Below are 13,823 nucleotides of genomic sequence, written 5' to 3'. Positions count from 1 at the left end.
AGATCCGTTTCGGTTCGAAGCGGGCCGATCGACATCATGCTAGCCGGATACCCCGCAACTCGCGAGAATGTCTGCCGCCAGGTCTTCCAGCTTGAGCTCGGCATCGACGGCGCCTGCTTCGACGGCGGCCGCAGGCGCCTGAGGAACCGTAGCTGTTGTACGATCCTGCGCGAGAGTGCGAAATCCAGCGGCCTGAAGCAACTTCAGACCCTTGGCCCCATCTTCGCCCATGCCGGTGAGGACCGCGCCGATGGTGGCCATCCCGGCGCGCGAGAGTGAACCGAACAGCAGTGTGGCCGAAGGGCGGAAACCCTCCACCGGATCGCGCTCGACCATGCGGAGTTTGGCGGGAATACCGGGTTCCACGATCACGTGTTTGCTGGGATCAAAAGCGATATGCACCGTCCCGGCGGTCAGCTCCGCGCCATCCACGACCGCTGCTACATTGCAGGCGAAGTCCTTGTTTGCCCGTGCGATGAACATTTCCGCCAGTGCCGGCTCGGTCTGCAGGATGACTACGGTGGGGGGGCAATTCGCGGGGTAACGACCGAGAACCTCGGTTAGGGCATCGACGCCGCCCATCGAGGTGCTGAACGCCGCGATCTTGCCGTTCGGCGAATAGGCGGGGCCATTGCCTTCGCCTTCGGCTTTGCCCCCACGGTGGCGCGGCTTGTCGCGTACGTTGGAGTTGGCGGCGGCCAGAACGATCTTGCCTAGTTTGCCCACAGTTTTGGCGAATTGTTCGGGCGTCGCCTTGAGCGGCTTGGGAAAGCATTCGACCGCGCCTAGTTCGAACGCCTTGAGCGATGTTTCGGTGCCGCTTTGCGTAAGGCTGGAAAGCATGACCACTGGCAGCGGGTTGGTTGTCATGATTTCCTCGAGAAACTCTATCCCGCTCATTCCCGGCATTTCGACGTCGAGAGTAACGACGTTGGGCATGAGCTCTGCGATCTGCTCGCGGGCCTCAGCCGCATTCGCCGCAGTGCCGACAACACGGACGTTCTTGGTCTGCTCCAGCACGTCACAGAACAGCGCTCGCATGGCGGCTGAATCGTCGACTACCAGGACGCGGGCTTCATGCATGAGAATTGGACCCTTCTATTGTCACCGCTCGAATATGGGCTGCGAGGTATCACCGAGGCTGCGATTAATTTCCTTAACCACACTACGCACTTCGCCGGAGTTCCCGGCAAACGTCGCGTTGGCATCGCACCGTCTAGAACCGAACCCATGGCTTGCGCCGAAGATCGGGCGGCAATGTGATTTTGAACGAAAGAGATTGGTTAAATGTACGGAATAGCAAAGTATTTTTCTGCTCTTCCGACCGCGTATGACAGAGGCGCCGTCGCGTGTCGCCCAGTGTTGGGAGCGCTTTGAGCGGTACACTGAGCAGGATCGTTAACCAACGCAGGATGATCGGGGGATATAGATGAGTACGGTTACCTTGCCAGCCCGCTGCGACCGCGCGGCCGCCGAAGCGATCTGGCCGGAGCTCGTGGCGGCCCTGGGCAACGGCGCCATTCGTATTGACGGCACCACTGTCGATCATATCGGCCAGGCCGTCCTGCAACTGCTCGTTTCCGCCCGCCGTAGCGGAGAAGGCGCCGTCATTGCTCCTTCCGCCGCGCTGAAAGAAGCCGCGCGCCTGACTGGGCTGGCCAGCGAACTCTTTGAAGAGAACGAACTATGAGCCCAGAAGAAATTCAGCAGATATTCTTTGCAGAGTGTGAGGAATCGCTTGCTGCGGCGGAAGCCGGTCTCGCCGCCTGCAACGCCGGCACGCACGATTCCGACACCGTCAATGCTGTGTTTCGTGGCGTTCATTCGATCAAGGGCGGTGCAGGCGCTTTCGGTTACGGGGCTCTCCAAGCATATACGCATACTTTCGAGACGCTTCTTTCCGATGTGCGCGAAGGACTGGTCCCGATCGAAAGCAAGCTGGTAGACCTCCTGCTGCGCGCGTTGGATACGCTTTCTGACCATGTTACGGCCGCGCGCGAAGACGGTGAGCCGCCTTATGATGCGGCGCTTATCGCGGAAATGGAAAAGTCTATGGCGGCCAATGCGGGTGTGACTGCACCCGCTGCCTCCGAACCGGAGCCGCCGCCAGCGGCTGTGCCCGAAGCCGCCGCCGCAGGCGGGGGCGACGATGATTTCGGTCTCGATCTGGATGCGTTGCTTGATGATCTGACAGCCGGCTTCACCCCACCCCCGGCTACGATGGAAAAGGAGTCCGTCGAAGGCAAACGATGGAAAGCCCATCTGCGGCCGCGTGCAGGCGCAATGCGCAACGGTAGCGAACCGCTGCTAATGTTGCGTGACATAGTCGGCCTGGGCGGTGAGTGCATTCATTGCGACGTGAGCCAGGTTCCGTCGCTTGAGATGTTCGACGTCGCCCAGGGCTACCTCGGCTGGACTTTTGCGATGCCGGCTGGCGTATCTGAAGAAGCGGTGCGCGACATCTTCGATTTTATCGGAGACGATTGCGCATTGGCATTTGGTGAAGATCAGGCCGTTCCGCCGGTTCAAGTGATCGAACCCGCCGGGCGATCGGCACAGCAGCCTCTCAAGCCCGTGGTGACGCCGGTCGCCGCGCCTCCTGCACCTTCGCCCCCGCCGACAGCATCTCCCGCTAAGGCCACGCCGCCGCCTTCCACGTCTGCACCAGCCAAGAGCGCGGAAGCCAATGAAAAACCGGCCTCATCGGGGCCGGCGGGACCGGCCGGCGCAGGACAATCCATCCGGATCGATCTGTTCAAGCTTGATCGTCTAATCGATCTGGTGGGCGAGTTGGTGATCGCTCAGGCCATGCTGGTTCAGCGTCTCGATAGCGCAGGCATCAGCGCCACCGAGGAATTGGGCTTGCTCGAGAGCCTGACGCGCGACATTCAGGAAAGCGCCATGTCGATCCGCGCACAGCCGATCGCCAGCGTCTTCAGCCGCGTGCCGCGCATCCTGCGCGACCTTGCCGCATCGACGGGCAAGCATGTGAAGCTGCAAGTCTTCGGTGAAACCACTGAACTCGACAAGACCGTGATCGAGCGTCTTGGCGAGCCGCTTACGCACCTTATCCGCAACGCTGTCGATCATGGCATTGAAAGCGCCGAGGATCGCATCGCCGCGGGCAAGTCGCCGGAAGGCACGCTGACGCTTTCGGCTGAACATCGTTCGGGCCGCATTCTCATCACCATTGCCGATGACGGCGCCGGCATTAACCGCGAACGGGTTCTCGCTAAGGCGATCGAAAAGGGTATTGTCAGCCCCGATGCGCAGCTTTCCGCGGAAGAGATCGACAACTTGATCTTCGCGCCAGGCTTCTCGACGGCGCAGGTTATTTCCAACATTTCCGGGCGCGGCGTCGGCATGGACGTGGTGCGCCAGAACGTCAAGGAACTGGGCGGACGCATCACGATCGAGAGCGTGCCTGGCAAGGGCACCGCATTCATCCTGACTTTGCCGCTCACTCTGGCCATTTCCGACGGCATGATCGTCGATGTGGGCGATCAGACGCTGGTCGTGCCGTTGGCTCATGTGGTGGAAAGCCTGCGGCCTGGTGAGGGCGATGTTCATGGCCTGGGTTCCAACCGTCACATGCTTAATGTGCGAGGGCGGTTCATCCCAATAATCGCGCTCAGGGATGCGCTTGGCGCTTCTAACGGCGCGATGACACCCGATGAAGGAGTGTTGATCGTCGTCGACACTGAAAGTGCCGGCCAAGCCGCTCTGCTGGTGGACGATATCTGCGACCAGCGCCAGTTCGTTATCAAGAGCCTCGCCACCAACTTCCGCTCGGTGGAAGGCGTGGCTGGCGCGACCATCCTGGGAGACGGGCGCGTAGCGCTGATCGTCGATGTGGACGGCCTTGTCGCTTGTGCGCTACCCGCTCATGAGAGGCAGGCAGCGTGAGCGCACTCTCCGCCCCGAAAAATACCGTTCCCGGCGTAAGCCCGGACATCTACAGTGCTGCGGACTTCGCGCAGATCGCGAAGATTATCTACGACGCCGCCGGGATCGTGCTGCCGCAGGGCAAGGCGATGCTGGTATATTCGCGTCTGGCGCCGCTTGTGCGCAGCAGCGGCACCATTACTTTTTCCAGATACATCGAACTCATCCGCGCCAACGGTGCCGAACTGAACAAGGCGGTGGCCGCTCTGACCACCAATCATACGTTCTTTTACCGCGAGGCTCATCATTTCGATCATTTGCGTGCGGAGGTTCGCCCGCGGGTGATCGAGAAGCTGCGGGGCAATCGACCCGTGCGGTTATGGTCCGCCGGTTGCTCCAGCGGCGAGGAAACCTGGTCCATCCTGATGACCCTGCTCGGTCCCGATCGCACGGCCGGTCTTAACCTGGCGCGCGCCGATCTGCGCGTTCTGGCGACAGACATCGCACCTCATGCGGTCGCGCGCGCGCGCGATGCGGTTTATCCCGCCTCGGACCTGAAGCCGGTGCCCGAGGATTTACGGCGGGCCTGGACCAAGGAGAGCAATGGCCAGGTGACGATGAGTGACACATTGCGTTCGATCGTACGCTTTCGTCTGCTCAATCTGCTTGGCGACTGGCCGATCCAGGGCAAGTTCGATTTCATCTTTTGTCGCAACGTGATGATCTACTTCGACAACCCAACCCAGGAACGTCTCGTCAAACGGTTCTGCGAGGCGCTGACGCCCAGTGGTTTCCTTTACATCGGCCATTCCGAGCGCGTGACCGGACCAGCTGCCAACGATTTCCAACTCGTTGGTCCCACGATCTATCGGAGGAGGGCCGCATGAGCGTTCGTGTCCTCATCATCGACGATTCGCCGACCATGCGAGCGATCCTGATGTCACGGCTGCGTGAGCAGCCCGACATCGAGGTGGTTGGCGCCGCATCGAATGCGGCCGAGGGGCGGGAACTGATAAAAAAGCTCGACCCAGACGTAGTCACGCTTGATATCGAGATGCCGGGCATGAACGGGCTTGATTTTCTTGAAAAGATCATGACGCTGCGTCCCACCCCGGTCATCATCGTTTCGGGCGCGACCCAGGAAGGCAATGAGGTGACAGCACGGGCGCTCGCTCTCGGCGCCGTCAATTGCTATTCAAAGTATGATCCGTCCGGCAAGCTGGCCTTGCAGGACGGAGGCGAACTTGCCCAACTGATCCGCGATGCTGCGCTGGTGCGCTTTCACAAGCCGGTACGCACTGCACCGGCGCTGGCGGAGGAAAGCCGCCGCTCGATCAAGCGTGATACGCGGCTGATAGCGATCGGCTCATCAACTGGCGGGGTAGAGGCTCTGCAAGTGCTGCTGCGCGAATTTCCGCGTGATTGCCCGCCCACTGTAATCGTGCAGCATGTCAACCCCCGCTTCGCAGCTGCTATCGCACGCACGCTGGACCAGGTCTGCCCGGCGCAAGTGCAAGTCGCGGTCAATGACATGCCGCTGAAGCCGGGCAACGTCTATCTCGCCGCTGAAGCCGATCGTCATCTGATGGTCCATGGCGCGGACATCCTTTACGCGAAGCTGCGCCAAGGAGAGAGAATTTCGGGCCATCTTCCCAGCGTTGACGCGTTATTCCATTCAGTGGCGAAATATGTCCGAGCGGATGCAGTGGGCATATTGCTGACCGGCATGGGCCAAGACGGTGCGAAGGGGCTGTTGGCGATGAGTGAGGCCGGCGCTCACACCATCGCTCAGGATGAGGCGACCTGCACGGTCTTTGGCATGCCTCGCGCGGCCATCTCGCTTGGCGCGGCTCGTGTCGTCGCACCAATCAACAGCATAGCGCGCCACGCGCTCAACAAGGCTGCCTGACGCCATGTCGCTCGAACTCGGCTCGATCAACATAACACGCCTGACCGTGATGCAGGGGCAGTTTAAGGTTAGCGCCGGCCCCAAGGTGGAACTGAGCACTGTGCTCGGATCATGCGTCGCCACCTGCCTTTATGATCCCGTTGTGGAATTGGGCGGGATGAATCATTTTCTTCTGCCTGAGCCCCCCGCCAGCCACGCTCAGGGCGAAGTCGACGTGCATTACGGCGTCTATCTCATGGAAATGCTGATTAACGAAATGCTGGGCTATGGCGCTCGCAAGGATCGCCTGCGTGCGCACCTCTATGGTGGTGCGAACATCCGCGCGGGGATGCAGCAAATCGGCACTGCCAATGCCGAATTTGCACGCAGCTTCCTGCTCCGCGAACGCATAGAACTGGTTCGCGAGGACCTGGGCGGCACCAGCGCCCGTCGTGTCGATTTTCGTCCCGCTTCGGGCAAGGTCCGGGCCCGATCTGTCGCTTCCTCGGACGCGCCCGAGGATATCCCCCAACCCGCATTCCGCCCGGTTCCGCGCGGCGAAGTCGAACTGTTCTGATAAAACGAGGCACCCGATGTCGAAAAGCACCCGCATTCTCACCGTAGATGACAGCGCGTCCATGCGTGCACTGCTCAACCACGCGCTTACGTCCAACGGCTTTGAAGTTTCGCAGGCCGACGATGGGGTTTCGGCCCTTGAATGGCTGGCGGTCAATGAAGTCGACGTTGTCATTACTGACATCAACATGCCGCGCCTCGACGGCTTCGGTCTGATCGAGCAGGTGCGCGGCGGCACCCGCCATCGTGACCGGCCGATCCTCGTGCTGACCACGGAAAGCTCGGACGAGAAGAAGGCACGCGCCCGCGCCGCGGGTGCGACCGGATGGATCGTCAAGCCGTTCGATACCGACAAGCTCGTCGCGGCTGTGCGCCGCGTCGCTCACTGATATTGCCGCAAAGGAGGTTCAGGATATGCACCGCGAGCTCATCACCTTCGAAGTCGCCGGCCAGATCTTCGCGCTCGACATCATGGCGATCCGCGAGATCCGCGCCTGGACTCCGGTTACCCCCATGCCGCGGGTGCCGCATTACGTCGCCGGTGTCGTTAATCTGCGTGGCACTGTGTTGCCGGTGATTGACCTTGCCGCCCGGCTTGGCTGGACGCCGACGGAGGCCACTCCCCGTCACGCCATCATCGTATGCCAGGTGAATGGCCAGTCGCAGGGGCTCATCGTCGACTCCGTCAGCGATATCGTTGCGCTCGATACCGACAACCTGCAGCCGCCACCGACCACGGGCCAAGAAAACGTGACACCGTTTCTCGAAGGGCTTGCCGCGATTGAGGATCGCATGGTTATGGTGCTTGATCTGCAGGCGCTTAGCGCATCCGAAGGTCATGCGATCGCGGCCTGATCGGCATGATCCAGGAACCCAAATTCATGACGATGGCCGAAGTGCTGGGCGAACTCGGTTGCGAGATCGAGGCGTTGGGCGAAGTGCTGTGCCGCGACGAGCATTTCGCCGCAAGGCATATGCGCGAACTCCAGGCGATCGATCTAATCGCGCAGAAGCAGCGTGCCCTGGCGGCGATCATCGCGGCGGGCTTCAGCGCGGTGGAGATGAACCGGATCAGCCTTGACGCCCTGCGTGGCCGCTTTTCCGGGTTCATCGATGAAACCGGGAACGTGCCGTGCGAGGTGCCTATCGAGAAGCCCGGTTCTGCCGACGCTCTAAGCTTGTGGGATTGAAAAGCGACGCGTAGGCCCCGTCTATGGCTCTGGATAAACGACGATGCGCGCCTGCGGTGACTCGCAATCGCGAGCCGCTTCTGACCGTGCTGCGCGAGATATTGCCACCGGTGGGCGTGGTGTTGGAAGTGGCAAGTGGAACGGGTGAGCACGGCGTCCACTTCGCTCGTGCGCTGCCAAACTTGGCTTGGCAGCCGAGCGACCCCGATGATGGCGCACGGGCGTCCATCGCTGCGTGGCGGGAGGCGGAAGATCTCCCCAATCTGCGGGAACCAATCCTTATTGACGCGCGCAAGCGACCGTGGCCGGTCCAAGGTGTGGATGCCATCGTTTGCATCAACATGATCCACATCAGCCCTTGGGAAGCGACGGAGGGGCTGATGGCTGAGGCTGGCCGTCTGTTATCGTTCGGCCAACCGCTCGTGCTTTATGGTCCCTATCGTCGTTCCGGCCACCCGATTGAACCAAGCAACCAGATCTTCGACGAAGACTTGCGCCGCCGCGATTCACGCTGGGGTCTGCGAGAGCTGGACGAGGTGTGTGCCTGCGCTCTTTCCGAAGGGCTTGAGCTTGATCGCGTGATCGAAATGCCCGCGAATAATCTCTCTGTCGTGTTCAGGAAGAACTGAAAGCTACGCCAGGTCGGAACCGGTCACTCAATGACCATCTGTTCCGCGGGCGCCTGGGCGCGGCTTGGTCGGCGCAGCAGGAACACCATTGCGCACCCGGCGATCCCTAGGATGGAAAGAGCCCAGAAAGCATCGATATAGGCCACCATGGTCGCCTGCCGGACCACCGCGTTTTCGATCGCTGCGACGGAGGACGGCAGGGAAAAGTCAGCATTGGGCATAGCCCATTGGACCACTGGATTGTCTGGACGCACTCCTTCCGTAAGTCGTGACTGCACACGCGCCTCGTTGCGATAGAGGAGCACCTGCACAAGAGCGATTCCGGCAGCGCCGCCATAACTGCGCAATAGCGTGTTGAGGGCGGCGCCCTCATTGCGCAGATGGGCGGGCAGAGTGGAGAAGGTCATCATGGCGAGCGGTACGAAAATAGAGCTTGATCCAATGCCCTGGATCACGCCGGTGGAGACGATGATCCAACTGCTCGACTGCAATGTCATGTGCGAGAGACGCCACATCGAATAGGACGAGAGCAGCATGCCGAAGCCGATCAGCACGCGCGCATCGACACGATTGATAAGCTGCCCCATCGCCAACATCGCGATCATCACCCCCAACCCGCGCGGAGCCAGGGCGAAGCCGACATCCATAATTGGATAGCCAAACAGGCTTGAGAGCATTTCCGGCAGGATTGCCATAGGGCTGAAGATCAGCACCCCCAGGAAAAATCCGACGATCGAACTCACTACGAAGTTCCAATCCGCAAATACGGCTGCGCTGACGAAAGGGTGCTGCGTCGTCAGCGAATGGACTACGAAAAGATAGAATGCGCAGGCCGCCACCACGGCATAGATGCAGACCTCGGTAGAGGAAAACCAGTCCTGCACTTGCCCGCGGTCAAACAAAAGCTGCAGTGCGCCGATGCCGACTGCTAACAATGCAAAGCCAAGGAAGTCCAATCTTGTCCCTCGCTTTCCGGGGTATTCCGGCATCGTTGCGGCAAGACCGAGCCAGGCCATGATGCCGATCGGGAGATTGATGAAGAAGCACCACCGCCATGACATGTGTTCGGTCAGCCATCCGCCGGCAAGGGGGCCAACCAAGGGTCCAGTAATCGCGGCAAGGCCGAATACGGCCATGGTCCTGCCGTGCTCTTCAGGCGGATAGGCGTCAAGCAGGGTGGCTTGACTCATGGGCAACAGTGCAGCTCCCGCAATGCCCTGAAGGATGCGGAATGCGATCAACTCGTCAAGATTGATCGCTGCGCCGCACAGGCCGGAGGTCAAGGTGAAAAAGAATATAGAGACCAGCACCACTCTCTTTCGGCCGAAGCGCCCGGCGAGCCAGCCCGTCAGTGGCGTGAAAATCGCCAATGCTACGATATAGGAAGTGAGCACCCAGGTGATCTGCTCACGCGAAGCCGAGGTGCTTCCCTGGATATATGGCAACGCGACGTTGGCGATCGTGGTATCGATCTGATTCATGATCGCCGCAGCCATTACGAAGAATGACATGAGCCGCCGGGTCGCAGCAGGAAGATAGGGAGGGTTCACAAGATAAGCAGGAGAGAGGACAGGGACTCGCTTTCTACAGGTCCTACCGGAGGTGGCGACTGATCGCAACGTTGCTATCCCGAATCGGCCGTTAGCCGACTTTCAGTCCACAATAATTCACAAACCGATGTTGCATTGCACAATGTTTTGGCGTTACGATCCATTTAAAGAGATTTGGCTGCTGTGAAATTCGCGTAATCACGGGCGTAATGAGAGCGAAGGTGGCAGCGGAATTGTGTTGCGATTGCGAGAAGATCGGCGCGCCGGGGTGAAGTTCCCCGGCGCGCTCTCTCCCAACGCCGGTAAGGTCGCGATGACCTTTCAAGAACATCTTGCAACATAAACCGCGTTTGGCAAAGCGAGAATTGCAGCATTTGCGGTTGCATGAAAAGTGCGGTTGTTCACACGATTGGGAAGTGCTCCGTCGGCAACACTTCATCCATCCTGAGCTACAGTGGCGGGGTCAGTTTCAGCAGCCTATCGATGTCTGCCGGGTGCGCGAGTCCGGTGCCCGCGCGCAGCACCGCGGCAGAACCGGCCGCGATGCCGAAGCGGAACGCCGCCACCTCGTTGTCGCCTCGGCAAAGCTGGTAAAGCATGCCCGCCGTGAAACTGTCGCCGGCGCCCACGGCGCTGGCTGCATCGATCTTCAACGCCGACAGGAATATCGCGCCTTCCTCCCGGGCTAATACTGCACCTTCGGCACCCATAGTTACGGCGACCAGTCGTGCCTTGCCTGCTTCGACAATGGCCATTGCAGCCTTGCTAATCGCCCCTCGCGAGGTGAGCTTATGCCCTGCATATTGCTGCAGTTCTCCTTGGCTCGGCTTGACCAGCAGCAGCGACCCGGCGTTGATGCCGTGCGCCAGCGCCTCGCCAGAACTATCCAGTACGATCTCGATCCCGCGGGGGCGCAGTATCCGGATGACGCGGGCATAAAAATCGTCTGGCACACCGGGAGGTAATGATCCGCTTAACACCATGATGTCGCAATCGGTCTCGGCCAGACGATCAAGACATTCCCTCCATTCGGGCTCGGCAATTCTAGGTCCCTGCGGCGTGAAGCGGTATTCCTTTGCGGTTTCGCGTTCGAGAACAGCGGAAGCGATCCGTGTTGGGCCTGCGATAGCTATGCGGGTGCGGACAAGCTGGTGTAGATCGATCAGCCCATCCAGCGCCGGCCCCGTCGCGCCGCCCGAGAGGTAATAACATCGCGCGTTGCCGCCCAGGCGCACGAAAACGCGGGCCACGTTGATGCCACCTCCGCCGGGGGCATACCATTCGTTGTCGGTGCGCATCTTGTGCGTATGACGCATCTTTGCGACGTCGTACGATACGTCGATCGTTGGGTTCATCGTCAGCGTGGCGATGGTTTTCATGAGAAGAGGCTCCGGAAACCGGCGGCTGGAAATTCGCCTGCCCATTTCGGCAGCTTCTCGTGCCGGGTCAACAGGCCCTGGCGCCCTTGTCAGGCGGCGCGGCTGTGAAGCGCGATAAGGCCACCCGGCGGTTTGGGTTTGCCGAATAGATAGCCTTGGCCCTGAGTGCAGCCTTCCTCGCGCAGATAGTCGCGCTCGATTTCATTTTCTACGCCTTCCGCCGCCACCGTTAGGCCCAGACTTCTGCCGAGCCCGATCACCGCGCGGATCACAGCGCGCGAACTCGCCTCATTATGCAGGTTGCGAATGAAAGACTTATCGATCTTGATCTTTGTGAATGGATAATTGAGCAGATAGCTAAGCGAGGAATAACCCGTTCCGAAGTCGTCGAGAGAGATGCCTATTCCGAAAGCTCTCAAATTGCGGATGATCGCAGCCGGGCGGGGCCCCTGTTCCATCAACACGGCTTCCGTGATTTCCAATTCAAGCCGATCGGCGCTCAGGCCCGAACTCGAGAGCGCATTGATAACAGTGCTGAGCAGGTTTCCACTGCGGAACTGCAGTGGAGAAACATTGACGGCAACCTTTACATGCCGCGGCCAACCTATGGCGTCGGTGCATGCCTGGTGCAGTACGAACCGGCCAATCTGGTCGATCAGGCCCATTTCCTCCGCAATCTGCACGAAGACGTCCGGCGGCACTAAGCCGCGCGTGGGGTGGTTCCAGCGCAGGAGTGCTTCGTAACACTCGATCTCACCGGTCGAGAGGTTGACCAGCGGTTGGTAATGCACCTCCAGCTCGCCTTGGCGCAGGCCGACACGAAGATCCTTTTCAAGCTGGCTCTTTTCCTGTGCAGCCGTGTTCATCTGCGTTTCGAAAGACCTGCAGGTGCCCCGTTGTTCACCTTTGGCGGTATAGAGGGCTAGGTCCGCGTAGCGAGCCAGGGTTTCGGCATCGCGGCTATCGCGGGGGGACGATGCCAAGCCGATGGTGGCGCCGATATGGATAACGTGTCCGCATACGAAAAAGGGTTCGGACAGCGTGCCAATGATCGCCTTGGCGACCAGTTCTGCTTGTGTGATGCTGGAGTGGCGAAACACGATCGCAAATTCATCGCCGCCGATCCGGCTCAGCAGCGTGTCCGGCGGAATTTCTTTGAGCATGCGCGAAGCCGCTTCGGTCAGGAGGGAATCGCCGAATCGGTATCCGTAGGTTTCGTTGATCGCCTTGAAATGGTCAAGATCGACGAGGGCAATCGTCACGGTATCGCCCGGCCCGGCGTTATCCAGCGCCTCATGCAGATGCTCGCGGCAAAAGGCTCGGTTGGCAAGGCCGGTCAATTCGTCATGACGCGCCATATGCGTCAATTGCTGCTCAATGCGCCGACGTTCAGTAATATCGAAGATTGAAACGATCGTCTCGGCGTAGCTCTCGAGTTGCGAGAGGCGCGTAGTGATGACCGCCTCGATCGACGAGCCGTCCCGTCGCAACATCTTCCAACAATTGTCCGTATCGGAATGGTCGGCCGCCAACATCTCCCGAGCTTGCGATTTCAGCACCTCCGGAAAGAGAACACTTGCTGGAAGGCCGGCCAATTGATCTTGTGAATAACCGAAAAACGCACTGGCCGCTTCGTTCGCGGAACGGATCAGTCCGCTCTTGGCATCGTAGACCAACATGGGGAGAGGATTACGCTCGAAAAGCAGTCGGTAGTTTTCCTCTTTTTGTTTAAGATCAGTAATGTCAACGCGGATGCCGATGGTGCCGCATCCCTCGATCTTGCGCTCCTCGATCATGATGCAACGCCCGTTGGAGAGCCATTGCTCGTGACGCGTTCCCGGCTCCATCAGCCGCTCAAGGCGCTCGGCCAGCCATTCTTCCTCGCGGCCCGTGGCGTCTGGATAGTCGCCCCGCTCCAAGCCTGTGCGAAGAGCGTCAATCAGCTTTACGCCTGGCTTCAGGAGGTCTGCTGACCGGGAATAGATCTCGGCGTATTTCTCATTCCAAAGGATATAGCGGCCTTCTTCGTCCAGAAAGACGATGCCTTGCGGAAGTGCTTCTATCCCTTCGCGCAGGCGTTTCTCCGCCTGCGAGGCCGCTTGAAGCGCAAACTCCAGCGATTGCCGAACTTGTTCGGCAGCCGCTCTTCCCGATCGCTCTTCAAACAATGGATGATGCATGTCCTGCCCTCACTTAGGTAAGGTATGGGCCGAATGTTAATTTTCTTGCTAATACAAAGACAAAAATTGCGATTTTTTGCAGGCAGTTGATCCGATGAGCGCAGAGAGGAAGGCTCGCCCTCGTGTTAAAAGCGTACGATTACGTATGGTTTCGATTTGGGTCGCTATCTGCCTCGGCATTGATGGCCGATCTAATGCCCGCCGCATTCGTGGCGCGGCGGGCACGCATTTCCTCAGAAGCTCTCCGGCGATGCGTCAGCGACGGCCGGCCGAACCCAAGCGATGGTAGAGGTTGGAATACTTGGACGAGACCGGGTCGTCCTCATGCGCCTTCAGGTAGAACAAGACGGCTTCCTGCAGCAGCTTGAAGTCCTCGCTGGAAAGCACCGCGCGGGCGCGGGCTGGTTCGGTCGTGGTGGCGTTCATTTTGACGTCTCCTTTCTGCGCTCGCGTGCTTTGGACCGGGAGCGGGTTGTCTGCCGAGCGGAACGAAAGTCTAGAAAGTTTAAAAGCGCGCCCGTCGGCAATCCTGGGTGTTCCCGATTG

General features: G+C 59.9%; 14 protein-coding genes. 9 read left to right on the top strand and 5 right to left on the bottom strand.

Annotation, left to right across the window (positions count from 1 at the left end; genetic code table 11):
• Positions 1 to 39: 39 nt before the first annotated feature.
• A complete protein-coding gene (locus tag V7D69_RS03485) occupies positions 40 to 1,083 on the bottom strand; it encodes a chemotaxis protein CheB (protein ID WP_333605068.1) in 1,044 nt (347 codons plus the stop codon).
• 346 nt (positions 1,084 to 1,429) lie between these two features.
• On the opposite strand from V7D69_RS03485, the gene V7D69_RS03480 reads away from it, so the two are divergent.
• The 9 genes from V7D69_RS03480 to V7D69_RS03440 are packed head-to-tail and all read left to right on the top strand — an operon-like array spanning position 1,430 to position 8,168.
• Positions 1,430 to 1,690: an STAS domain-containing protein gene (locus tag V7D69_RS03480; RefSeq protein WP_324061346.1), complete on the top strand. Its 261-nt coding sequence runs from the start codon at positions 1,430 to 1,432 to the stop codon at positions 1,688 to 1,690.
• Positions 1,687 to 3,906 (top strand): chemotaxis protein CheA, encoded by a 2,220-nt coding sequence (locus V7D69_RS03475; protein ID WP_333605067.1) that lies wholly within the window; start codon positions 1,687 to 1,689, stop codon positions 3,904 to 3,906. Before V7D69_RS03480 ends, V7D69_RS03475 begins: the two co-directional genes overlap by 4 nt.
• The gene (locus V7D69_RS03470; protein WP_324061350.1) at positions 3,903 to 4,772 is read left to right on the top strand and encodes a CheR family methyltransferase; all 870 of its coding nucleotides are present in this window, start codon (positions 3,903 to 3,905) and stop codon (positions 4,770 to 4,772) included. Before V7D69_RS03475 ends, V7D69_RS03470 begins: the two co-directional genes overlap by 4 nt.
• A complete protein-coding gene (locus V7D69_RS03465; protein ID WP_324061352.1) occupies positions 4,769 to 5,794 on the top strand; it encodes a protein-glutamate methylesterase/protein-glutamine glutaminase in 1,026 nt (341 codons plus the stop codon). The genes V7D69_RS03470 and V7D69_RS03465 overlap by 4 nt, the downstream gene beginning before the upstream one ends.
• Before the next feature lie 4 nt (positions 5,795 to 5,798).
• On the top strand, positions 5,799 to 6,350 hold the full coding sequence (locus tag V7D69_RS03460; RefSeq protein WP_324061354.1) for a chemotaxis protein CheD: 552 nt from the start codon (positions 5,799 to 5,801) through the stop codon (positions 6,348 to 6,350).
• A 16-nt stretch (positions 6,351 to 6,366) separates the two neighbouring features.
• A complete protein-coding gene (locus tag V7D69_RS03455; protein ID WP_324061356.1) occupies positions 6,367 to 6,738 on the top strand; it encodes a response regulator in 372 nt (123 codons plus the stop codon).
• Between the two features lie 25 nt (positions 6,739 to 6,763).
• Positions 6,764 to 7,204 (top strand): chemotaxis protein CheW, encoded by a 441-nt coding sequence (locus V7D69_RS03450; RefSeq protein WP_324061358.1) that lies wholly within the window; start codon positions 6,764 to 6,766, stop codon positions 7,202 to 7,204.
• Positions 7,205 to 7,230: 26 nt separating this feature from the next.
• Positions 7,231 to 7,539 (top strand): hypothetical protein, encoded by a 309-nt coding sequence (locus V7D69_RS03445; RefSeq protein ID WP_324061360.1) that lies wholly within the window; start codon positions 7,231 to 7,233, stop codon positions 7,537 to 7,539.
• Between the two features lie 23 nt (positions 7,540 to 7,562).
• Complete coding sequence (locus tag V7D69_RS03440) at positions 7,563 to 8,168, top strand: DUF938 domain-containing protein (protein WP_324061362.1); 606 nt, start codon at positions 7,563 to 7,565, stop codon at positions 8,166 to 8,168.
• Positions 8,169 to 8,191: 23 nt separating this feature from the next.
• Here the strand turns inward: V7D69_RS03440 and V7D69_RS03435 are convergent, their stop codons facing one another.
• The 4 genes from V7D69_RS03435 to V7D69_RS03420 form a co-directional block, all read right to left on the bottom strand.
• Positions 8,192 to 9,679, bottom strand: a complete 1,488-nt coding sequence (locus V7D69_RS03435; RefSeq protein ID WP_324061364.1) for a DHA2 family efflux MFS transporter permease subunit — start codon at positions 9,677 to 9,679, stop codon at positions 8,192 to 8,194.
• A 488-nt stretch (positions 9,680 to 10,167) separates the two neighbouring features.
• Entirely contained in the window at positions 10,168 to 11,097 is a 930-nt protein-coding gene (locus V7D69_RS03430; protein WP_324061366.1) for a 1-phosphofructokinase family hexose kinase, read from the bottom strand.
• Between the two features lie 89 nt (positions 11,098 to 11,186).
• The gene (locus V7D69_RS03425) at positions 11,187 to 13,277 is read right to left on the bottom strand and encodes a putative bifunctional diguanylate cyclase/phosphodiesterase (protein WP_324061367.1); all 2,091 of its coding nucleotides are present in this window, start codon (positions 13,275 to 13,277) and stop codon (positions 11,187 to 11,189) included.
• A gap of 255 nt (positions 13,278 to 13,532) precedes the next feature.
• Positions 13,533 to 13,703, bottom strand: a complete 171-nt coding sequence (locus tag V7D69_RS03420) for a hypothetical protein (protein WP_324061369.1) — start codon at positions 13,701 to 13,703, stop codon at positions 13,533 to 13,535.
• Positions 13,704 to 13,823: the final 120 nt, after the last annotated feature.

It is taken from the genome of Novosphingobium sp. (assembly GCF_036733805.1).
Classification (GTDB): Bacteria; Pseudomonadota; Alphaproteobacteria; order Sphingomonadales; family Sphingomonadaceae; genus Novosphingobium.
The sequence above is the reverse complement of the archived record's forward strand: the minus strand, read 5'-3'. Positions and strand labels throughout refer to the sequence as shown.

What these genes read in the sequence shown, in the direction of transcription:
- V7D69_RS03475 (WP_333605067.1), top strand. Translation starts at nt 1,687, where the DNA reads ATGAGCCCAGAAGAAATTCAGCAGATATTCTTTGCAGAGTGTGAGGAA.
- V7D69_RS03420 (WP_324061369.1), bottom strand. Translation starts at nt 13,703, where the DNA reads ATGAACGCCACCACGACCGAACCAGCCCGCGCCCGCGCGGTGCTTTCC.
- V7D69_RS03440 (WP_324061362.1), top strand. Translation starts at nt 7,563, where the DNA reads ATGGCTCTGGATAAACGACGATGCGCGCCTGCGGTGACTCGCAATCGC.
- V7D69_RS03450 (WP_324061358.1), top strand. Translation starts at nt 6,764, where the DNA reads ATGCACCGCGAGCTCATCACCTTCGAAGTCGCCGGCCAGATCTTCGCG.
- V7D69_RS03480 (WP_324061346.1), top strand. Translation starts at nt 1,430, where the DNA reads ATGAGTACGGTTACCTTGCCAGCCCGCTGCGACCGCGCGGCCGCCGAA.
- V7D69_RS03445 (WP_324061360.1), top strand. Translation starts at nt 7,231, where the DNA reads ATGACGATGGCCGAAGTGCTGGGCGAACTCGGTTGCGAGATCGAGGCG.
- V7D69_RS03430 (WP_324061366.1), bottom strand. Translation starts at nt 11,097, where the DNA reads ATGAAAACCATCGCCACGCTGACGATGAACCCAACGATCGACGTATCG.
- V7D69_RS03465 (WP_324061352.1), top strand. Translation starts at nt 4,769, where the DNA reads ATGAGCGTTCGTGTCCTCATCATCGACGATTCGCCGACCATGCGAGCG.
- V7D69_RS03455 (WP_324061356.1), top strand. Translation starts at nt 6,367, where the DNA reads ATGTCGAAAAGCACCCGCATTCTCACCGTAGATGACAGCGCGTCCATG.
- V7D69_RS03485 (WP_333605068.1), bottom strand. Translation starts at nt 1,083, where the DNA reads ATGCATGAAGCCCGCGTCCTGGTAGTCGACGATTCAGCCGCCATGCGA.
- V7D69_RS03460 (WP_324061354.1), top strand. Translation starts at nt 5,799, where the DNA reads ATGTCGCTCGAACTCGGCTCGATCAACATAACACGCCTGACCGTGATG.
- V7D69_RS03435 (WP_324061364.1), bottom strand. Translation starts at nt 9,679, where the DNA reads ATGTCATTCTTCGTAATGGCTGCGGCGATCATGAATCAGATCGATACC.
- V7D69_RS03425 (WP_324061367.1), bottom strand. Translation starts at nt 13,277, where the DNA reads ATGCATCATCCATTGTTTGAAGAGCGATCGGGAAGAGCGGCTGCCGAA.